This window comes from Streptomyces sp. NPDC003943 (assembly GCF_053605265.1).
The window spans coordinates 12,403-31,318 of the sequence record NZ_JBSGIW010000092.1 but is presented as its reverse complement, the minus strand read 5'-3'; the positions used below and the strand labels follow the sequence as shown (position 1 = coordinate 31,318).

General features: G+C 71.0%; 21 protein-coding genes. 8 read left to right on the top strand and 13 right to left on the bottom strand.

Annotated elements, in window-relative coordinates; translation table 11 throughout:
* Positions 1 to 134 precede the first annotated feature (134 nt).
* Positions 135 to 305, top strand: a complete 171-nt coding sequence (locus ACWEV0_RS29625; RefSeq protein WP_453152704.1) for a hypothetical protein — start codon at positions 135 to 137, stop codon at positions 303 to 305.
* A gap of 3 nt (positions 306 to 308) precedes the next feature.
* Here the strand turns inward: ACWEV0_RS29625 and ACWEV0_RS29620 are convergent, their stop codons facing one another.
* Entirely contained in the window at positions 309 to 974 is a 666-nt protein-coding gene (locus ACWEV0_RS29620) for a response regulator (protein ID WP_453152702.1), read from the bottom strand.
* Positions 971 to 2,128 (bottom strand): sensor histidine kinase, encoded by a 1,158-nt coding sequence (locus ACWEV0_RS29615; RefSeq protein ID WP_453152700.1) that lies wholly within the window; start codon positions 2,126 to 2,128, stop codon positions 971 to 973. Before ACWEV0_RS29615 ends, ACWEV0_RS29620 begins: the two co-directional genes overlap by 4 nt.
* Positions 2,129 to 2,224: 96 nt before the next feature.
* On the opposite strand from ACWEV0_RS29615, the gene ACWEV0_RS29610 reads away from it, so the two are divergent.
* On the top strand, positions 2,225 to 2,794 hold the full coding sequence (locus ACWEV0_RS29610) for an N-acetyltransferase family protein (RefSeq protein ID WP_453152699.1): 570 nt from the start codon (positions 2,225 to 2,227) through the stop codon (positions 2,792 to 2,794).
* Positions 2,795 to 2,865: 71 nt separating this feature from the next.
* Here the strand turns inward: ACWEV0_RS29610 and ACWEV0_RS29605 are convergent, their stop codons facing one another.
* The 6 genes from ACWEV0_RS29605 to ACWEV0_RS29580 all read right to left on the bottom strand — a co-directional run bounded on the left by ACWEV0_RS29605 (position 2,866) and on the right by ACWEV0_RS29580 (position 10,047).
* A complete protein-coding gene (locus tag ACWEV0_RS29605; RefSeq protein ID WP_453152698.1) occupies positions 2,866 to 4,458 on the bottom strand; it encodes a type VI secretion protein in 1,593 nt (530 codons plus the stop codon).
* Positions 4,459 to 4,468: 10 nt separating this feature from the next.
* Positions 4,469 to 5,866, bottom strand: coding sequence for an ATP-binding protein (locus ACWEV0_RS29600; protein WP_453152697.1), 1,398 nt, complete (start codon positions 5,864 to 5,866; stop codon positions 4,469 to 4,471).
* Positions 5,867 to 5,886: 20 nt separating this feature from the next.
* Complete coding sequence (locus tag ACWEV0_RS29595; protein WP_451605263.1) at positions 5,887 to 7,440, bottom strand: SCO6880 family protein; 1,554 nt, start codon at positions 7,438 to 7,440, stop codon at positions 5,887 to 5,889.
* On the bottom strand, positions 7,437 to 8,831 hold the full coding sequence (locus ACWEV0_RS29590; protein WP_453152696.1) for a hypothetical protein: 1,395 nt from the start codon (positions 8,829 to 8,831) through the stop codon (positions 7,437 to 7,439). Before ACWEV0_RS29590 ends, ACWEV0_RS29595 begins: the two co-directional genes overlap by 4 nt.
* The gene (locus ACWEV0_RS29585; protein WP_453152695.1) at positions 8,821 to 9,645 is read right to left on the bottom strand and encodes a hypothetical protein; all 825 of its coding nucleotides are present in this window, start codon (positions 9,643 to 9,645) and stop codon (positions 8,821 to 8,823) included. Before ACWEV0_RS29585 ends, ACWEV0_RS29590 begins: the two co-directional genes overlap by 11 nt.
* A 93-nt stretch (positions 9,646 to 9,738) precedes the next feature.
* Complete coding sequence (locus tag ACWEV0_RS29580) at positions 9,739 to 10,047, bottom strand: hypothetical protein (RefSeq protein WP_116159777.1); 309 nt, start codon at positions 10,045 to 10,047, stop codon at positions 9,739 to 9,741.
* A 344-nt stretch (positions 10,048 to 10,391) separates the two neighbouring features.
* Between ACWEV0_RS29580 and ACWEV0_RS29575 the strand changes: the two genes are divergently transcribed.
* Both ACWEV0_RS29575 and ACWEV0_RS29570 read left to right on the top strand, forming a co-directional pair.
* Positions 10,392 to 11,420, top strand: coding sequence for a C40 family peptidase (locus ACWEV0_RS29575; RefSeq protein WP_453152694.1), 1,029 nt, complete (start codon positions 10,392 to 10,394; stop codon positions 11,418 to 11,420).
* 178 nt (positions 11,421 to 11,598) lie between these two features.
* A complete protein-coding gene (locus ACWEV0_RS29570) occupies positions 11,599 to 12,309 on the top strand; it encodes a phosphatase PAP2 family protein (protein WP_453152693.1) in 711 nt (236 codons plus the stop codon).
* Positions 12,310 to 12,322: 13 nt separating this feature from the next.
* Here the strand turns inward: ACWEV0_RS29570 and ACWEV0_RS29565 are convergent, their stop codons facing one another.
* A complete protein-coding gene (locus ACWEV0_RS29565; RefSeq protein WP_451605269.1) occupies positions 12,323 to 12,460 on the bottom strand; it encodes a hypothetical protein in 138 nt (45 codons plus the stop codon).
* Between the two features lie 104 nt (positions 12,461 to 12,564).
* On the opposite strand from ACWEV0_RS29565, the gene ACWEV0_RS29560 reads away from it, so the two are divergent.
* The gene (locus ACWEV0_RS29560; RefSeq protein WP_453152691.1) at positions 12,565 to 13,377 is read left to right on the top strand and encodes a hypothetical protein; all 813 of its coding nucleotides are present in this window, start codon (positions 12,565 to 12,567) and stop codon (positions 13,375 to 13,377) included.
* 118 nt (positions 13,378 to 13,495) lie between these two features.
* Entirely contained in the window at positions 13,496 to 13,657 is a 162-nt protein-coding gene (locus ACWEV0_RS29555) for a hypothetical protein (RefSeq protein WP_453152690.1), read from the top strand.
* Positions 13,658 to 13,709: 52 nt separating this feature from the next.
* On the opposite strand, the gene ACWEV0_RS29550 is transcribed toward ACWEV0_RS29555, so the two are convergent.
* Positions 13,710 to 14,087, bottom strand: a complete 378-nt coding sequence (locus ACWEV0_RS29550; RefSeq protein WP_453152689.1) for a metal-sensitive transcriptional regulator — start codon at positions 14,085 to 14,087, stop codon at positions 13,710 to 13,712.
* 193 nt (positions 14,088 to 14,280) lie between these two features.
* On the opposite strand from ACWEV0_RS29550, the gene ACWEV0_RS29545 reads away from it, so the two are divergent.
* Positions 14,281 to 14,901, top strand: coding sequence for a DUF47 domain-containing protein (locus ACWEV0_RS29545; RefSeq protein ID WP_403800013.1), 621 nt, complete (start codon positions 14,281 to 14,283; stop codon positions 14,899 to 14,901).
* A gap of 5 nt (positions 14,902 to 14,906) precedes the next feature.
* Positions 14,907 to 15,905 (top strand): anion permease, encoded by a 999-nt coding sequence (locus ACWEV0_RS29540; protein WP_453152688.1) that lies wholly within the window; start codon positions 14,907 to 14,909, stop codon positions 15,903 to 15,905.
* A 119-nt stretch (positions 15,906 to 16,024) separates the two neighbouring features.
* Here the strand turns inward: ACWEV0_RS29540 and pstB are convergent, their stop codons facing one another.
* Genes pstB through pstC form a run of 3 tightly spaced genes read right to left on the bottom strand, consistent with a single transcriptional unit; the run spans position 16,025 to position 18,869 of the window.
* Positions 16,025 to 16,801, bottom strand: coding sequence for a phosphate ABC transporter ATP-binding protein PstB (pstB, locus tag ACWEV0_RS29535; RefSeq protein ID WP_453152687.1), 777 nt, complete (start codon positions 16,799 to 16,801; stop codon positions 16,025 to 16,027).
* A 26-nt stretch (positions 16,802 to 16,827) separates the two neighbouring features.
* A complete protein-coding gene (gene pstA, locus ACWEV0_RS29530) occupies positions 16,828 to 17,898 on the bottom strand; it encodes a phosphate ABC transporter permease PstA (RefSeq protein ID WP_453152686.1) in 1,071 nt (356 codons plus the stop codon).
* Complete coding sequence (pstC, locus tag ACWEV0_RS29525) at positions 17,895 to 18,869, bottom strand: phosphate ABC transporter permease subunit PstC (RefSeq protein ID WP_453152685.1); 975 nt, start codon at positions 18,867 to 18,869, stop codon at positions 17,895 to 17,897. The genes pstA and pstC overlap by 4 nt, the downstream gene beginning before the upstream one ends.
* Positions 18,870 to 18,916 lie beyond the last annotated feature (47 nt).

The following is an 18,916-nucleotide window of genomic DNA, read 5'->3' as shown; positions in this document are numbered from 1 at the left end:
ACTGCAGGGGGGACCCTGTGGGAGAGTAGGACGCCGCCGAACAATCATTGTGGGAAAGCCCCGCACCGTATGGTGCGGGGCTTTTCTGCGTTCTGGGTATCCTGACGAGGCCGGCCAGCCCCCTGGAGGACACCGTGACCATTAACCCGCGGCACCTCCCCCTCCTGGAAGAAGTCCAGCGGATCGCACCCAAGGGCGTGAAGGTGGAGTACACGCGTACCGACCGGAAGTTCGGGGAGACCATCCGTATCCCCGAGCCCTTCGGCTTCGATCTCGACCTGTCGCCGCTGAGCCCGTACCACTGACGGTCACTGACCCGGGGTCACCAGGCCCGCGTCGTAGCCGAGGATGACCGCCTGGACGCGGTCGCGGGAGCCGGTTTTGGCGAGGATGCGGGTGATGTGGGTCTTCACCGTGGATTCGGCGAGGTGGAGGCGGGTGGCGATCTCCGTGTTGGTCCAGCCCTGGGCGACGACCGTGAGGATCTCGCGTTCGCGTTCGGTCAGGGTGGCGAGACGGGGGTCTTCCTCCTTGGGCCGGGAGGCCGGCGGGAGGTGGTGGATGTAGGTGTCGAGGAGGCGGCGGGTGAGGCTCGGGGCGACCACCGCGTCGCCGGCCGCGACCGCGCGGATGCCCGCGAGGAGTTCCTCGGGCTGGGCGTCCTTGATCAGGAAGCCGCTCGCGCCGGCGCGCAGGCCGTCGTAGGCGTACTCGTCGAGGTCGAAGGTCGTGACGATGAGGACGCGGGTGCGGGCGCCCGTGGCGACGATGCGGCGGGTGGCCTCGATGCCGTCGAGGCCCGGCATGCGGATGTCCATCAGGACGACGTCCGGGTGGTGGCGTTCGACCAGGCGGACGGCTTCCGTGCCGTGGGCGGCCTCGCCGAGGACCGTCATGTCGTCCTGGCTCTCGAGCAGCATGCGGAAGCCGAAGCGCTGCATCGGCTGGTCGTCCGCGATCAGAACCGTCGTCACGAGGGGGAGTCCTCCCGGGGAAGTCGGAGCCGTACCCGCCAGCCCGGGCCCGTGTCGGCCGGCAGCGGGCCACAGTCGAGTGTGCCGTCGTAGAGGGCCGCGCGCTCGCGCATCCCGGTCAGTCCCCGGCCGGAGACGACGGGGCGGGCGCCGTTGCCCGTGTCCGTCACGGTCACCGTCACGGCCTCCGGTCCGGGCCTCACCGTCACCGTTGCGCTCGCTCTCGGACCCGCGTGTTTCAGCGTGTTCGTCAGCGCTTCCTGCACGACCCGGTACACCGTCAGTTCCGCGCCGGCCGAGAGAGCTCGGCCGCAGTCGTCCAGAGTCGTCTCGACCGGGAGGCCCGCCTTCCGTACCCCTTCGATCAGGGACGGCAGTTCCGCGAGGCCCGGCTGGGGGGTCCGATCCGCCGTCAGGGTGCCCAGCAGGCGCCGGAGTTCGGTGAGGGCCTGGCGGCTGGTGGTGCCGATGGCGTCGAGGGCCTGGACGGCGCGTTCGGGGTTTCCGGCCGCGGCGTAGCGGCCGCCGTCGGCCAGGCCGGTGACGACGGAGAGGTGGTGGCCGATGATGTCGTGCATCTCGCGGGCGATCCGGGCGCGTTCGGCCGCGGCCGCGAGCCGGACCTCCTGGGCGCGTTCCTCCTGGCGGGAGCGGACCGTGATGCCGAGGAGGGCCGCGAGGACGTACGTCCACGCCAGCGGGTCGGCGGCCGGTGTGCCGGTGGGGAAGCGGAGCGCGCCCGCCACCAGCGGCGTCGTCAGGAGCGCGGCGGCGACGAGCAGGGCTCGGGGCGGGCGGCGGAGCGCGATGTGGAAGAGCGGGACGGCCTGGAGGTAGCCGGCCTGGAGGAACGCGCCCGTGCTCGCGCTGACGAGCGCCGCGGCCGCCATCGCGGCGAGGACGGGCGTCGGCCGGCGCCGCCGCCAGTAGAGAGGCAGCGCGAGGGCGAGGCTGAGGGCGAGGACCAGCCAGGGCGGCAGCGACGGGTCGCGCGCGACGGTCCGCCAGCCGCCGCCGACCGCGTCGACGAGCGCGCCGGTCGTCAGGGTCGCGGTCACCGTCGCGTCCCACACCCATGGGCGGGCCGCGTCGAGGGCCCGTAGGCGGGTGAGGAGGTGCCGTACGTACCGGCTCGGTCCCGTCTCCGTCGTCACCCGGCCACGTTAGGGGCTGGGAGGCGGCCCCGTCGTCGTACCCAGGTACCACGAAATCGCTTGTCAGCGGCGTGCGGCCGTGGTGAAGATCGCGGCATGGACTATTCGATTCGCACCATCCGCGCCGACGAGTGGGAGAAGGTGCGCGAGCTGCGGCTCGCGGCCCTGCAGGACCCGGTCGCGCACCTCGCCTTCGTGGAGACGTACGAGAAGGCCGTCGCGCAGCCCGACTCCTTCTGGCAGGAGCGGACGGTGAACGGCTCCGAGAGCGGCGCGGGTCGGGTGCGCCAGTTCGTCGCGGAGACGCCGGACGGGCGCTGGATCGGCGCGACGACGGTGATCGTGGAGCGGCCCTCGGACGCGGAGCCGCTGTTCGGGGAGCCCGCGAAGGTCGACCAGACGCAGCTGGTGGGTGTGTACGTACGGCCCGAGGCGCGCGGCGCCGGGGTGATCGACGCGCTGTTCCGGGCGGCCGTGGAGTGGTCCTGGGCGCTGCCGGAGCCGGCGGTCGAGCGGGTGCGGCTGTACGTGCACGAGGACAACCACCGGGCGGCCGCCTTCTACCGGCGCTTCGGCTTCGTCGCGTCGGGCGGGCGGATGCTGCTGGCGGACGCCGAGAGCGGCTACGACCTGGAGTACGTGCTGCCCCGGCCGGCGACGGCGTAACAGGCGTCACAGGACCGGTGGCCTGTGGCCAGTGACCGGTGACCGGTGACCCGTACGTCGTCCCCGGTCCGTCACGCCTGGGGCAGGAGCTCGGCTCGCTCGGGCCAGCGGGACCGTGCCTGCTCCTGCGAGCGCATCAGGGCGAGCGTCGGCAGGCCCTGCTCCGCGCCGGCGGCGACGAGCTCGGGGAGGCCGGGGAGCGGTGCGACCGCGGCGACGTCGTCGAGGACGAGGCTCAGTGGTGGGTCGAGCCGACCGTCGGATGACCGTGCGGCCATGCGGCGGCCGTGCTCGACCACGCTCGCTGCGAGCGCGGTGAGAAGGGGCATCGCGCCCGGGTGGGTGCGCGGGTCCTCGATCGGTTCACCCACCACGTACAGCGTGCCCTGTTCGGCGACGAAAGATGCGAGCGTGAGCGAATCCGTTCGATTTGCCGTGCAGGCGTCCCGGATGTGGATCGAGGAGAGGGCTGCGAGCGCACGGGCCGTCAGTTCCTGTGCTGCTGCCCGGCGTTCCGGGTGCGCGGTGAGCGCCGACTCCAGGAGGCCGGCGTGGCCGGCGGCGGCCTTGGGGTGGGTGCGGAGGATCCGTACGGGCTCGTGGGCGTCGGCGCCCTGGGCCCAGCGGTGCACCTGTTTGAACGGCCGGCCGTCCGTCGCCGCGGCGTGCAGCCAGCAGCGCAGGAGCGTTTCCGCGGTGTCCGCCGTCGCCGCGTCGAGCCGTGCCTGCGGCCGTACGGGAGCGAGTAGCGCCGCCGCCCGCTCCCGGGCCCTGTCCGGGTTCTCGCATCCCTCCGCGGGGCTCCAGCGCAGCCGTGCGGGCGTGTCGCAGAGGTGCCCGGGGTCGTAGAGCAGGACCGGGCCGAGCTTGCCGCGCGCGTCCTTGGTCTCGGCCCAGAGGCTCGGGTCGGACGTCACGACGAGCACGGCTCCGTCGGCGTCGCGGACCGCCTGTATGGCGGCGGGGCGGCGGGTGGCGGCGGGGCCGTAGACGAGCCGGGGGGCGACAGGCGCCGGCACCGGCACGGGCGGTGGTACCGGGGTCGAGGCCGGTGCCGGGGGCTGGGTGGGAGTCTCGTCCACGGGGGTACGCGGGTGGGGCGGCGCTGCGGTCACGGGCGTCGGTACGGGCGTCTGCGCCGGCGTCGGTGCGGGTGCGCTCGCGCCGGGGCTCTCGTACGCGGCCTCGGCGGCCGGCTCGCGCTCGACCGCGGCGGCCTTGGTTCGTACGGTGCCGCCCTTGACCCGCGCGGCGGCGGTCTTGGGCCTGGCCGTCCGGCCTGCGCGCCCCTCCCCGTACACCCCGGCCTTCCTGTTCGCCCGTACCGCCCGCCAGCGGGCCAGGGTGCCCAGGGCGAAGACCGTGAGGACGGCGAGGACCATCGCCTCGCCGATGAGCAGGCCCCAGAACAGGCCGTAGCCCGGCAGCTGTGCCGGTGCGGCGTCCGGCCAGGCGGCCGGCAGGTCGGTCGGGGCGGTCATGAGGGAGCGCAGGGCGAGCGGGGTGCGGGTGAAGGTGGCGCCGGCCGGCCAGCTGCCGTGCGCGAAGAGGGCGGCGAGGCCGGTGGCCGTCCACACCAGGAACGCGAGGGCGAGCAGGAGGGCGAGCAGTCCGACGACGAGACCGTCGGGGATGCCGCCCTCCTTCCGTACCGCTTTCTCCATGCCGATGTCCTTACGCCACCGTCGACTGCGAGGAGCCGTTCATCTGCTGCTCGATGAGGAGCGCGCGCTGTTCCGTCTCCCATTCGAGGTCCGGGTCGGCCGGGGCGGAGGACTCGGTCATGGCGCGGTCGGTGTAGACGAGCGGGCGTTCCTTCTCGGTGATGAGGTGTTTGACGACCTGGACGTTGCCGTTGACGTCCCAGACGGCGATGCCGGGCGTGAGCGTCGGGATGATCTCGACGGCCCAGCGGGGCAGGCCGAGGACGCGGCCGGTGTTGCGGGCCTCATCGGCCTTCTGGGCGTAGATGGTGCGGGTGGAGGCCATCTTGAGGATCGCCGCGGCCTCCTTGGCGGCCGCTCCGTCGACGACGTCGGAGAGGTGGTGGACGACGGCGACGAAGGACAGGCCGAGGCGGCGGCCGAACTTGAGCAGGCGCTGGAACAGCTGGGCCACGAACGGGCTGTTGATGATGTGCCAGGCCTCCTCGACGAGGAAGATGCGCTTCTTCCGGTCGGGGCGGATCCAGGTGTGCTCAAGCCACACGCCGACGATCGCCATGAGGATCGGCATGGCGATCGAGTTGCGGTCGATGTGGGAGAGGTCGAAGACGATGAGCGGGGCGTCGAGGTCGATGCCGACGGTCGTCGGGCCGTCGAACATGCCGCGCAGGTCACCGTCGACGAGCCGGTCGAGCACCAGGGCCACGTCGAGGCCCCAGGCCCGTACGTCGTCTATGTCGACGTTCATGGCCTCGGCGGACTCCGCCTCCGGGTGGCGGAGTTGCTCGACGATGTCGGTGAGGATCGGCTGCCGGTCGGTGATGTGCTCGTTGACGTAGGCGTGGGCGACCTTGAGCGCGAAGCCGGAGCGCTCGTCGAGGCCGTGGCCCATGGCGACCTCGATGATCGTACGGAGCAGGGCGAGCTGCCCGGTCGTGGTGATCGCGGGGTCGAGCGGGTTGAGGCGGATGCCGTCGTCGTTGGCGACCATCGGGTCGAGCCGGATGGGCGTTATCCCCAGCTCCTGCGCGATGAGGTTCCATTCGCCGACGCCGTCCTCGCCCTGGGCGTCGAGGACGACGACCTGGCGGTCGCGGAAGCGGAGCTGGCGCAGCACGTACGTCTTCTCGAGCGCCGACTTGCCGTTGCCGGACTCGCCGAGGACGAGCCAGTGCGGGGCGGGGAGCTGCTGCCCGTACAGCTGGAAGGGGTCGTAGATGTACCCCTTGCCGCTGTAGACCTCGCGGCCGATGATCACGCCGGAGTCGCCGAGGCCGGGGGCGGCGGTCGGCAGGTAGACGGCCTGGGCCTGCCCGGTGGAGGTGCGCACGGGCAGGCGGGTCGTCTCCACCTTCCCGAAGAGGAAGGAGGTGAAGGCTTCGGTGAGGACGGACAGCGGATCTCGCATCGGTCTGTGCCCCTTCGGCCCTAGCGGCGGATGCCGGTCGCGAACGGCAAGGTGTTCACAAAGGCCCGGTGGTGCTCGCGGTCGCACCACTCCAGCTTCAGATACGACTTTCCGGCGGAGGCCCGGATCGTGCGCTTGTCCCGGGCCAGGGCCTCGGGCGAGCGCGACGATACGGTGATGTACCCGACGAGGTTGACGCCCGCCGCGCCGCTGGCGAGATCTTCACCCCGCTGGTCGAGCCGGCCGTGGGCGGCGATGTCGCGGGGGTCGACGGTGCGGTTCATCTTGGCCTGGCGGGAGGCCTCGGCCTCGTCGTTGGTCTTCTCGGTGAGCATGCGCTCGATGGCGACCTCGGTGGGTTCCAGGTCCATGGTGACGGCGACGGTGCGGATGACGTCGGGGGTGTGGACGAGGAGCGGGGCGAGGAAGTTGACGCCCACCGGGGTCATCGGCCACTCCTTGATCCAGGCGGTGGCGTGGCACCAGGGGGCTCGGGTGGCGGACTCGCGGGTCTTGGCCTGGAGGTACGTGGGCTCCATCGCGTCCAGTTCGGCGGGCCAAGCGTTTCGTTTCGTCATGGCCTGGATGTGGTCGATGGGGTGGTCCGGGTCGTACATGGAGTGCACGAGGGACGCGAGCCGGGACTGCCCGAGGGGCTGCCGTACCCGGATGTCCGCCTCGGCCAGCCGGGCGCAGATGTCGGTGAGCTCGCGGGCCATGACGACGGCGAGGCCGGCGTCGCGGTCGAGCTTGCGGGCGCCGGAGGCGTGCCGGGCGGCGCGGGCCATGGCGTTGGCCTCGGCGGCGAGTTCGCGGGTGTAGTGCATGCACGCGACGAGGTAGGCGCGGTGCTGCTCGCTGCTGGTCGACACCATGGACTGGAGCTGGTCGTACGACTCCTGGAGCCAGGCCGGGGCCTGGTGGTCGCCGCGCTGGGCGACGTCCTTGGCGTGGGCGTCGGGGTCGGCGGGGAGGGTGCGGGCGAGCATCTGGAGGCGGGTGACGAAGCCGTCCCCGTTGGCGACGTGCTTGAGGAGGGTGCCGAAGCGGTCGACGAGGGCTTCCTGGTCCTCGGAGTCGCGCAGGCCGACGCCGGGGCCCTCGATCTCGATGGCGGCGGTGACGGTGCGGCGGTCGGCGTGCAGCAGCACGGCGATCTCGTCGGGGCCGAAGGGCGCGGAGAGCCAGCTGACGCGGCCGATGCCGGGCGGCGGGCCGATCTCGACCTCTCGGCCGTCGAGGCGGGTGCCGGCCTCGACGGCGGCGGAGCGGTAGGCGGTGCCGCGCTTGAGCATCCGCTTGTAGCTGCGGTTGATCTCGAACCACTTGTAGAACGTGCGGTGCTTGTACGGCACGTAGACGGCGGCGAGCGCGAGCAGCGGGAAGCCGGTGAGCAGCACGATGCGCAGGGACAGGACGGGGACGAGCAGTCCGCACATCATGCCGAGGAAGGCGCCGGCGATGATGAGCGCGATCTCGCCGGTCTCACGGTTCTTGCCGATGACCGCGTTCGGCCGGGCGCGGCCGACGAGATACGTGCGGCGGGGCGAGACCGGCTGGGACTGGGTCGTCAACGCCCTGCACCTCCTGCTCCTGTGTTCTTGCTGCTGTTGCTGCTGTTGCTGCTACGGCTGGTGTGCGGGGTGCCCGCGGTGGGACTGGCGCTGCGGGGCGGGGGAGTGGCCGATGCTCCTTGGGAGGAGCCGCGGCTGCTGTGGGCGGCGACGCCGCCGGAGAGCGGGTTGGCGGGCCGGGCGCCGCCCTGGGAGCCCTGGGATCCGCCGCCGTCGCCGCGGGTGCTGTGGGTCTTGATGCCCTGGGACACGAGGGAGGCGGGCGAGGAGATGACGGCGGCCGCGGTGTTCTCGCCGGCGCGGTGCAGGCGGTTGTTGCGGGAGGCGATGATCTCGTCGCCGAAGCCGGGCACGAAGCGGTAGATCATCGCCGAGGCGAAGATGGCCAGGAGGATGATCGAGAGGCCGGAGACGACGGCGGAGAACGAGTCGGGCCCGGTGCCGGAGGAGAGCGCTCCGGCGAGCCCGAGCACGATCACGATCACCGGCTTGACGAGGATCACCGCGATCATGATCCCGGCCCAGCGGCGCACGTGGCCCCACATGTTCTTGTCGACGAGGCCGGAGTAGACCACCACGCCGAGCAGCGCGCCGACGTAGAGGAGGACGGCGCGCAGTACGAGCTCCAGGTAGAGCACGCCGGCGGCGAGGACGGTCACCAGCGACACGATGATCAGCATGATGGGCCCGCCACCGATGCTGTCGCCCTTCTCCAGCGCCTGTTTGAAGCTGCCGAAGAACACGTCGGTCTGCTGGCCGGTGCCGGAGGCGATGACCTCGGTGACGGCGTCGGTGGCGTTGACGACCGTGTAGAGGATGAGCGGCGTGAAGGCGGACGCGAGGACCGTCAGCCAGAGGAACCCGATCGCCTCGGAGATCGCGGTGGTGAGCGGGACGCCGCGGATGGCGCGCTTGGCGACCGCGAGCAGCCAGAGGAGGAGGGTGAGGAAGACGGAGGCGGCGAAGACGATCGCGTAGCGGCCGAGGAACTGCGGGTTGGTGAAGTCGACCTGGGCGGTCTCCTTCACGGCGGCGGAGAGGGTGTCGACGACCCAGGCGGCGGCCTTGGCGCAGCCGTGCGCGAGGGAGGAGAGCGGGTCGAGCGCGGTGGTGGGGTCGTCGAGTCGGGGGCGGGTGCCGGCGCCGCCGGACTGGCCGTTCTCGCAGTACTCCCGGGCCTGGCCCACGATGAGGTCGCAGGGGTCGTTGCTGGCGCTCGGCGTCGGCGTCGGCGTCGGTGTGACGGTGGCGGACGGGGTGCCGGGCGACGGCGTGCCGCTGGGCGGCGTCGGGGCCGCGTACGCGCGAGAGGCGAGCAGCACGAGCGTGGCGGGGAGCGCGGCCACGCCGGCGGCCAGGGCACGCAGCGGGGCACGTCGGCTAGCGGGCATAGGTGAAGCCTCCGTATCCCTCGACGGCCTTGGCGATCTCGTCCGCCATGGAGGCCCGGTTGTCACCGTTGACGGGCGTGGGGCCCTCGGCCTGCTCCGAGCTGTCGATCTTCCAGTCGCCGCCGACCCACTTGAGCTTCTCGGTGATGGTGAACCACGTCGACGTCACCGGCTTGGTCGAGCCCTCGCCGGCCAGGCCCACGAGCCCGGTGCACCACACCTCCACGGTGGCGGTGTCGCCCGTGTAGTCCTTGACCTTCGCGCCGACGGGGATCGTGCGGGACACGAACGTCAGGCCCGAGGGCGCGAGTCCGTCGGCGGTGAGTCCCACGTTCGCCAGGAACGCGGCCGAGTACGACTCGTCCAGGCGTCGCACCAGGCCGTCCGCGACGGCCGGGTCGTGGATGGCCCGGACGATGGCCTCGCGCGGCCCGCGCTGGAACATGTCCACCGACCCCAGCGCCACCGCGTAGTTCGTCGCGGCGCTCTGCGCCCCCTGTTCGTCCCTCGCGAACCCCGTCGGGATCTCGCCGTTCTTGCCCGTCACCGGGCGCACGCCCGTCGCCGCCGTCGGGGCGGCCGAGCGGGCCGGGGCGCCCGCGCCGCCGGTGGCGGTGCCGGTGTCGCCGCTCGGGGTGTCGTTGCCGCGGTTGGCGAGGGCGATGGCGGCGATGAGGAGGGCCACGACGCCGACGACCGCGATGAGGGAGCGGGAGCCGCGGGCCGGGCGGCGGGGGGTGGCGTAGGGGTCGCCGGAGTTGCCTTCGGGGAGGCGGGTACGGGTCTGGCCGTCGTGCTCGTCGCCGAGGCTCATGCCGGGTACGCCCTCTCAAGCACGCGCGGGTACGGAAGCGGGTCCGGGTGGTGACTGGACATCAGGGAAAGCGACCTCGTTGGTAGAAACGGGTTAGACGGCCATCCCGTACACGATGGTGAAGAGCGTCCCCAGAGACCCGATGATGAAGACGCCGGTCAGGCCGGCCACGATCAGGCCCTTGCCCTGCTCGGCGCTGAAGGTGTCCCGCAGCGCGGTCGCGCCGATGCGCTGCTTGGCCGCACCCCAGATGGCGATGCCGAGGCAGAGCAGGATGGCCACGGCCATCACGACCTCGATCATCACCTTGGCCTCGGCGCCCAGGCTCCCGAAAGGCCCCCAGTTCGGGGCGATTCCACCGATGATGGTGGAGATGTCGCCCTTCTCGGCCGCCAGGTACATGTAACTCACCGCCCCTGTTGGGTAGTTCGTCGCCCCTGCCGAACGGCATGGGTCGTCGACCTATCTTCGCTGATGAAACCGCTCGCGTGTGACGGCTTGACGGCTCTCTTTACCCGATCCCCGCACATCTGACCGATCTGACCGTCTTGACCTGCGGCGGTGTGGCCGGTTTGTATGCGAAGAAGCGTATGGTCACTCTGTGTATCACGGAGGGTGACTCCGGGCAATGATTGTCGTTGTGGCACCTTTGGGGTGCCGTCCGTTTCGTCCACCCCCGCGCCCGGAGGTGCCCGCCTAGACTGGACGGCCGGGGCGTACTGGCAGGGACCGAAGGGTGGTTGACGGTGCGTAAGGTACGGGCGGCCTGGTGGCTGGGCGGCGGGGTCGGCGGGTTCTTTCTGCTGTTCGTCGTGCTGCTCGTCGTCGGGACGTACTCCGCCGCCGCCGGGCTCGTCGGGGGGGCCGGGAGCGGGCGGAGCGGGACCGTGGGGCTGGCCAAGGGGGCCGTGCCGGCGGCGTACCAGGGGCTGGTGCAGAAGTGGGGGAACCTCTGCCCGGCGCTCAATCCCGCGCTGCTCGCCGCCCAGCTGTACCAGGAGAGCGGTTGGAACCCCACGATCGTCTCGCCGGCCGACGCCCGGGGCATCGCCCAGTTCATCCCCGGCACCTGGGCCGGGCACGGCATCGACGGTGACGGGGACGGGGACCGGGACATCTGGGATCCCAAGGACGCGATCCCGTCCGCGGCCTCGTACGACTGCGAGCTGGCCGGCTATGTGAAGGACGTGCCGGGCGACAACGCGGACAACATGCTCGCCGCGTACAACGCCGGTGCCTATCGGGTCATCAGGTCCGGTGGTGTGCCGCGGATCAGCGAGACGCAGAACTACGTGCGGATCATCCGCTCGCTGGAGAAGAGCTTCGCCCGGCCCGTCGGCCGCGTCGAGCCGTCCAGGCAGGCGGCGGCCGCCATCTACTACGCGCAGCAGAAGCTCGGCACGCCGTATCTGTGGGGCGGTACGGGAACGGCCGCGCAGAACGGGCGGTTCGACTGCTCGGGGCTGACGCAGGCGGCGTACGAGTCGGTCGGGATCGAGCTGCCGCGCGTGGCCAACGACCAGTACAACGCCGGGCCGCATCCGAGCCGCGACGAGCTGCTCCCGGGTGATCTGGTGTTCTTCTCCGACGATCTGACGAACTCACGGGCCATCAGACACGTCGGCATCTACGTCGGCGGCGGCTACATGATCGACGCGCCGCGCACCGGCGCCGTCATCCGCTTCGACCGGATCGACACGCCGGACTACTTCGGCGCCACCCGCGTCACCGAGGACGGCGCCGCCGCGCTGCCCACCCACCTGCCCCAGCAGTGACTGGGCGTCAAGTCGTGGCCCCGGGCTGCGGCGGCGCGTCACCTTTGGGTAACGTCGCAGTGATCTTGGGTACGGAGCGGAACGCTCCCCTCGGGCGGATCGTTCCCGATCCGACCGCTCTGACCACGGGGGTTGGACACCGCCACCAGTACACCCACACAGCAAGGGGCCGAAGCAGATGGCTGGACTCGCATCGGACGGTATGAACCCCGATGTCAGCCTGCTCTACGACATCAACGGGCTGGCCAAGGCCGCCCCGCCGTGGTTCGACCGCGTCATGGAGTTCGTCGGCGAGTACGGGATCGTGCTCGGCCTCGTCCTCGTCGTGCTCGGCTGCTGGTGGCACCTCCGCCGGCGCGGCACCCTCGCCGACTCCGTCGCGGGCCTCGCCGGGCTGGTGTGGGCGCCGCTCGCCGCCGGCCTCGCGCTGCTCGTCAACATTCCCATCCGCGGCTTCGTGGAACGCCCCCGGCCGTTCAAGGAACACCAGGGCCTCGACGTCCTCGTCGCCGGCAAGACCGACTTCTCCTTCGTCAGCGACCACGCCACGCTGACCATGGCCGTCGCCGTCGGCGTCTTCATGGCGCACCGCCGCTGGGGCCTCGCCGCCATCGGACTCGCCCTCGCCGAGGGCTTCTGCCGCGTCTACATGGGCGTTCACTACCCCACCGACGTCGTCGGCGGCCTCGCCCTCGGTACCGCCGTCGCGCTGCTGCTCGCCCCGCCCGCGCTCGCGATGCTCACCCCGGTCCTCGCCGCCGTCGCCCGGTCCCCGCGCGGCGCCCGTCTGGTGCGCTCCCGGCGCGCCGCCGAGGGCCACGCCGTCACCGAGGCCATCGGCATCCCCGAACCCCGCCTCGGCGCCGGCGAGAACGACCTCGCGGCCTAGGACCGGAAAGGCCCTAGCCGCTCACCGAAGCCCGGTGCTCCGCCGCGTCCGTGCGGGCCCGGTCGCGTGACCTGCGGGCCGGGCCGGTCCAGCCGCAGCTGCACCGGGCGAACGCGAACGAACCGCGCTCCGTGGTCTCCGTGTGATGCACGCCTCCACCGTACTGCGCCGTGCGTGACGGGTCGTCGGGACCGTCGTTATCCGGTCGGGTGGGATCCCACGGACACGCGGTACGGCGTTGGGGGTTGGCAGGCGATGGGGATGCGCGGCAACGGACGCTCGGGCAGGGTCTGCGGCGTCGCGATGGCTCTGGTGCTGGGCGGCGGCTGCGCCGCCCCCGGTGACGACGCCGAGCCCGGCGGCGACCCGGCGCGGACCGTGCGCGGCGCGGCCGAGGCGCTGGTCCGCGTCGGCTCGTCGAAGACCAGCACCTCCATGGAGATGGCCACCGGCGGCACCCGCGTCACCATCCGCGGCGAGGGCGGCTACGACTTCCGGCTCCGCACCGGCCGGCTCCAGGTGATGCTCCCCGGCGACGCCGCCGGCGAGAGCGAGCACCGGCCCATCACCGAGCTGCTCGTCCCCGGCGCGCTCTACATGAAGAACCGCGGCGCCGGAGTCCCCGCCGACAAGTGGGTACGGGTCGACACCACGACCCTTGACGACGGCAACCTGGTCACCGGCGGCGCCACCGACCCGGCCGCCGCCGCCGAGCTGCTGCGCGGCGCGCGCCAGGTGACGTACGTGGGCGAGGTCGACCTCGCGGGGGTGAAGGTGCGGCACTACCGGGGGACCACCGACATCGCGGAGGCCGCCCGGCTGGCCTCGCCGCAGGTGCGCGGGGCACTGGCCGCGGCGGCGAAAGGGTTCACCACGGACGCGGTGCCCTTCGACGCGTATCTGGACGAGGAGGGGCGGCTGCGCAAGGTCCGCCACCAGTTCAGCTTCAGCAACCAGGGCCGTACGGTCGCGGTCGCGTCGACCACCCTGCTCTACGGGTTCGGGGTGCCCGTCTCGGTGACGCTGCCGGACCGCGCGGACATCTACGCCGGGAAGATCCGGGCGTAGCCGCCCGCGGGGGCGGGGCGGGCGGGCCATCGGCAAATGGTCCGGTCGTGTCATGCGCGGTTCGCAGGGCCCTCCCTACGCTGGGAGACCGGCGCCGGCAGGAAGAGGTGAAGGACGCATGACCCCGATCGCGACCGCACCCGGCGACCCCGAGTGCGTCGCCCTGGCCGAAATCGAACTGTGCGGGGAGCTGATCATCGCGGCCTCCGCCGTCGACGGGGAGCGGCTCAGCGCAGCCCGTATCGACGAGGTCCTTCGCGTGGGCACCCACGCCCGCTGAGCCCCACGCCCGCCGGCCCGCACGCCCGCTGACCGGCACGCCCGCCGGCCGGTCAGGTGCGCATCATCCGCGCGATGGCCTTGGTGGCCTCCTCGACCTTCGCCTCGATCTCGTCGCCGCCCTTGGTCGCCGCGTCCGCGACGCAGTGCCGCAGGTGCTCCTCCAGGAGCTGGAGGGCGAAGGACTGCAGCGCCTTCGTGGAGGCCGAGACCTGGGTGAGGATGTCGATGCAGTAGACGTCCTCGTCGACCATCCGCTGCAGGCCGCGGATCTGGCCCTCGATGCGGCGCAGCCGCTTCAGGTGCTCGTCCTTCTGCTTGTGGTAGCCGTGCACCCCGTGCTCGTGGCCCGTGCCGTGATCGGCCGACGGCTGGGTGGTCCCGGGGGTGACTTCGGCCGCCGCCGCGGTCGTCGCCTCGGTGGTCGTCATCGCGTCCTCCCGTTGTCCAGAAAGAGTGGTTATACCCCTCGTGGGTATAGGGTACCGATCCCCGCGAACCGGGGCGGGGGCCCGTGCAGATCACTGTGCCTGATGGGCGACACTGAAGGGACGCCGGTTAGCCGTGGCCGGATGATGCGCCTAGCATCAGCCTGACCGAAACCCAGCACCCCGAGGACCCCACGTGCGATTTCGTCTGACCCCCAGGGAGACGAGCTTCTATGACATGTTCGCCGCGTCCGCGGACAACATCGTCACGGGCGCCAAGCTCCTGATGGAACTGCTCGGAGCGGATCCCTCCGCCCGGGCCGAGATCGCGGAACGCATGCGGGCAGCGGAGCACGCCGGCGACGACGCGACCCATGCCATCTTCCACCAGCTGAACTCGTCCTTCATCACGCCGTTCGACCGCGAGGACATCTACTCCCTCGCCTCCTCCCTCGACGACATCATGGACTTCATGGAGGAGGCCGTCGACCTGGTCGTCCTCTACAACATCGAGGAACTGCCGAAGGGCGTCGAGCAGCAGATCGAGGTACTGGCCCGGGCGGCGGAGCTGACCGCCGAGGCGATGCCGAACCTGCGGACCATGTCCAACCTCACCGAGTACTGGATCGAGGTCAACCGGCTGGAGAACCAGGCCGACCAGATCCACCGCAAGCTGCTCGCCCACCTCTTCAACGGCAAGTACGACGCCATCGAGGTGCTGAAGCTCAAGCAGGTCGTGGATGTCCTCGAAGAGGCGGCGGACGCCTTCGAGCACGTGGCGAACACGGTGGAGACCATCGCCGTCAAGGAGTCCTGAGCTTCGTGGACACCTTCGCCCTGGTCGTGACCATCCTGGTCGCGCTCGGCTTCACGTATACGAACGGATTCCACGACTCGGCGAACGCCATCGCCACCTCGGTGTCGACGCGGGCGCTGACCCCGCGGGCGGCCCTCGCGATGGCCGCGGTCATGAACCTCGCCGGAGCCTTCCTCGGCAGCGGCGTCGCGCACACGGTCAGCAAGGGCCTGATCGAGACGCCGACGGGCAACTCGGGGATGGCCATCCTCTTCGCCGCCCTGCTCGGCGCGATCGTGTGGAACCTGATCACCTGGTACTTCGGCCTTCCCTCGTCCTCCTCGCACGCGCTGTTCGGCGGCATGGTGGGCGCGGCGCTCGCGGGCGGTACGGAGGTCATCTGGTCCGGCGTCCTGGACAAGGTCGTCATCCCGATGTTCCTGTCCCCGGTGGTCGGTCTCATCGCCGGTTACCTGGTGATGTGCGTGATCCTGTGGCTGTTCCGCAAGGCCAACCCGCACAAGGCGAAGCGCGGCTTCCGTATCGCGCAGACGGTCTCGGCGGCCGGCATGGCGCTCGGCCACGGCCTCCAGGACGCCCAGAAGACGATGGGTGTCGTGGTGATGGCCCTGGTCATCGGTGACGTGCAGAGCGCGGACGCCCCGATCCCGGTGTGGGTGAAGCTCGCCTGTGCCGTGATGCTCTCGCTCGGTACGTACGCGGGTGGCTGGCGGATCATGCGGACCCTCGGTCGCAAGATCATCGAGCTGGACCCGCCGCAGGGCTTCGCCGCGGAGACGACCGGTGCGTCGATCATGTTCGTGACGGCGTTCCTCTTCAAGGCGCCGATCTCCACGACCCACGTCATCACCTCGGCGATCATGGGTGTGGGCGCCACCAAGCGCGTGAACGCGGTGCGGTGGGGCGTCGCCAAGAACATCGTCATGGGCTGGTTCATCACGATGCCGGCCGCGGCGATCGTCGCCGCGCTGAGCTACTACCTGATCAAGCTCGTCTTCGGCTGACCGGCTGACCGGCTGACCGCGAGGACTCCGCGGAACGTGGTTGGGCCCGGCTCCCCTGTGGGGAGCCGGGCCCTTCTGCGTCGTACGGCGGCACCGCCATGCAGCACCGTACGACTGCTTTATCCGAAGCGGCCGGAGATGTAGTCCTCGGTCGCCTGGACGCTCGGGTTGGAGAAGATGCGCTCGGTGTCGTCCAGCTCGATCAGCTTGCCCGGCTGGCCCACGCCCGCCAGGTTGAAGAATGCCGTACGGTCCGAGACGCGGGCGGCCTGCTGCATGTTGTGCGTCACGATGACGATCGTGAAGCGCTCCTTCAGCTCGCCGATCAGGTCCTCGATGGCGAGGGTGGAGATCGGGTCGAGGGCCGAGCAGGGCTCGTCCATCAGCAGCACGTCGGGCTCGACCGCGATGGCGCGGGCGATGCACAGACGCTGCTGCTGACCGCCGGAGAGGCCGGCGCCCGGCTTGTTCAGGCGGTCCTTGACCTCGTTCCAGAGGTTGGCGCCCTTGAGGGAGCGCTCGACGATGTCGGAGAGCTCGGACTTCTTGTAGGAGCCGGCCAGACGCAGGCCCGCCGCCACGTTGTCGAAGATCGACATGGTGGGGAAGGGGTTGGGGCGCTGGAAGACCATGCCGACGGTGCGGCGCACCGCGACCGGGTCGACGCCGGCGCCGTACAGGTTCTCGTCGTCCAGCATCACCTTGCCCTCGACGCGGCCACCGGGGGTGACCTCGTGCATGCGGTTCAGGGTGCGCAGGAAGGTGGACTTGCCGCAGCCGGACGGGCCGATGAAGGCCGTCACGGAGCGGGGCTCGACGGTCATGGAGATGTCGTCGATCGCCTTGTGGTTGCCGTAGTAGGCGGAGAGGCCGCTGACGTCGATTCGCTTGGCCATCAGAATCACTTCCAGTTTTGCCGCGGTCAGCGGCCGGTCTTCGGGGCCTTCCAGCGGGCGATGCCGCGGGCCACCAGGTTGAGGATCATGACGAAGGCGATCAGGACGAGCGCGGCGGCCCAGGCGCGGGCCACGGCGGCGTCGGTGCCGACCGCGTACTGCTCGTACACGTAGAGCGGCAGGGAGGACTGGGCGCCTTCGAAGGGGTTCGGGTTGATGAGCTTCGTACCGAACACGAGGAGGAGGACGGGGGCCGTCTCACCGGTGATGCGGGCGACTGCGAGCATGACGCCCGTGGTGATGCCGCCGATCGCGGTGGGCAGGACCACCTTCAGGATCGTGCGCCACTTGGGGATGCCCAGGGCGAGGGAGGCCTCGCGCAGCTCGTTCGGGACGAGCTTCAGCATCTCCTCGGTGGAGCGGACCACGACCGGCATCATCAGGATCGCGAGGGCCATCGCGCCGGCGAAACCGGAGGGGCCGAAGCCCAGGATCAGGTTCCAGGTGGCGAGGATGAAGAGGCCCGCGACGATCGACGGGATGCCCGTCATGACGTCGACGAAGAAGGTGACGGCCTTGGCGAGCTTTCCGCTGCCGTACTCGACCAGGTAGACCGCGGTGAGCAGACCGATCGGCGCGGCGATCAGGGTCGCGATGCCGACCTGCTCGATGGTGCCGAGCAGCGCGTGGTAGACGCCGCCGCCGGCCTCGGCGTCGAGGACGCCGTTCATGGAGTGGCTGAGGAAGTACGGGTCGAGGACCTCGAGGCCCTTGCTGATCGTGACCCAGCCGAGGGACAGCAGCGGCACGACGGCCAGGATGAAGCAGACCCAGACGAGGCTGGTGGCGACGCGGTCCTTGGCCTGCCGGGCGCCCTCGACCTTCGCGGTGACGGCGTACGTGACGAGCACGAAGAGCAGCGCGGAGACCAGGCCCCACTGGACCTTGCTGTGCCAGCCGGCGGCGAGGCCGAGACCGCAGCCCGCGGCGACGGAGCCGGCCGCGACGGCGGCGGGCGTCCAGCGCGGGAGCCGGGCGTGGGAGAGGGAGCGGCGCGGGGAGACGTCCACCGGACGGTCCTGTACGGCGTGGCTCATGCGTTCGCCCCCGAGTACTCCTTGCGGCGCGCGATGATCATGCGGGCGGCGCCGTTGACCAGCAGGGTGATGACGAAGAGGACGAGACCCGAGGCGATCAGGGCGTCCCGGCCGAACTCGTTGGCCTCGTTGAACTTCGCGGCGATGTTCTGGGCGAAGGTGCCGCCGCCCGGGTCGAGCAGGTGGCCCGAGAGCACGAAGCTCGGGGAGAGGACCACGGCGACGGCCATCGTCTCGCCGAGGGCGCGGCCGAGGCCGAGCATCGACGCGGAGATGATGCCGGAGCGGCCGAAGGGCAGCACCGACATGCGGATGACCTCCCAGCGCGTGGCGCCGAGGGCGAGCGCGGCCTCCTCGTGCATCCGCGGGACCTGGAGGAAGACCTCGCGGGTCACGTTGGTGATGATCGGAAGGATCATGATCGCCAGCAGGATGCCGACGGTGAAGATGTTGCGGGCGACGCCGTCGCTGGACTTGTCGAAGATGTACGTCCAGCCCAGGTACTGGTCGAGCCACTTGTTGAGGCCGTCCAGGTACGGGACGAGGAAGATCGCGCCCCACAGGCCGTAGATGATGCTGGGCACGGCGGCGAGCAGGTCGACCACGTACGCGAGCGGCTTGGCCAGCTTGCGCGGGGCGTAGTGCGAGATGAACAGCGCGATGCCGATGGCGACGGGCACGGCGATGGCCATGGCGATGACCGAGGAGACGATCGTGCCGAAGGCGAGGACGGCGATGCCGAAGACGGGCGGGTTGCCGGCCGGGTTCCACTCGAAGGTGGTGAAGAAGTTGGTGCTGTCGTTCGAGATCGCGTTGATCGCGCGGTAGGTGAGGAAGACCGCGATCGCGGCCATGATCACGAGGAGGGTGATGCCGGAGCCGCGGGACAGACCGCTGAAGATGCGGTCCCCGGGGCGGGTCGCGCTCTTGGCGCGCCGGCTCCTCTGTATCTCTGGTGTCGAAGTAGCCATCTGTGTTTCTCCGGTCTGCGGAGCCGGTACGAGCGCGGGGCTCTGGT

Excerpts from the sequence above, each read along its gene's own strand:
- ACWEV0_RS29610 (WP_453152699.1), top strand. The coding sequence starts at position 2,225 with ATGGACTATTCGATTCGCACCATCCGCGCCGACGAGTGGGAGAAGGTG.
- ACWEV0_RS29605 (WP_453152698.1), bottom strand. The coding sequence starts at position 4,458 with ATGGAGAAAGCGGTACGGAAGGAGGGCGGCATCCCCGACGGTCTCGTC.
- ACWEV0_RS29600 (WP_453152697.1), bottom strand. The coding sequence starts at position 5,866 with ATGCGAGATCCGCTGTCCGTCCTCACCGAAGCCTTCACCTCCTTCCTC.
- ACWEV0_RS29590 (WP_453152696.1), bottom strand. The coding sequence starts at position 8,831 with ATGCCCGCTAGCCGACGTGCCCCGCTGCGTGCCCTGGCCGCCGGCGTG.
- ACWEV0_RS29585 (WP_453152695.1), bottom strand. The coding sequence starts at position 9,645 with ATGAGCCTCGGCGACGAGCACGACGGCCAGACCCGTACCCGCCTCCCC.
- ACWEV0_RS29580 (WP_116159777.1), bottom strand. The coding sequence starts at position 10,047 with ATGTACCTGGCGGCCGAGAAGGGCGACATCTCCACCATCATCGGTGGA.
- ACWEV0_RS29570 (WP_453152693.1), top strand. The coding sequence starts at position 11,599 with ATGGCTGGACTCGCATCGGACGGTATGAACCCCGATGTCAGCCTGCTC.
- ACWEV0_RS29560 (WP_453152691.1), top strand. The coding sequence starts at position 12,565 with ATGGGGATGCGCGGCAACGGACGCTCGGGCAGGGTCTGCGGCGTCGCG.
- ACWEV0_RS29555 (WP_453152690.1), top strand. The coding sequence starts at position 13,496 with ATGACCCCGATCGCGACCGCACCCGGCGACCCCGAGTGCGTCGCCCTG.
- ACWEV0_RS29550 (WP_453152689.1), bottom strand. The coding sequence starts at position 14,087 with ATGACGACCACCGAGGCGACGACCGCGGCGGCGGCCGAAGTCACCCCC.
- pstB (WP_453152687.1), bottom strand. The coding sequence starts at position 16,801 with ATGGCCAAGCGAATCGACGTCAGCGGCCTCTCCGCCTACTACGGCAAC.
- pstA (WP_453152686.1), bottom strand. The coding sequence starts at position 17,898 with ATGAGCCACGCCGTACAGGACCGTCCGGTGGACGTCTCCCCGCGCCGC.
- pstC (WP_453152685.1), bottom strand. The coding sequence starts at position 18,869 with ATGGCTACTTCGACACCAGAGATACAGAGGAGCCGGCGCGCCAAGAGC.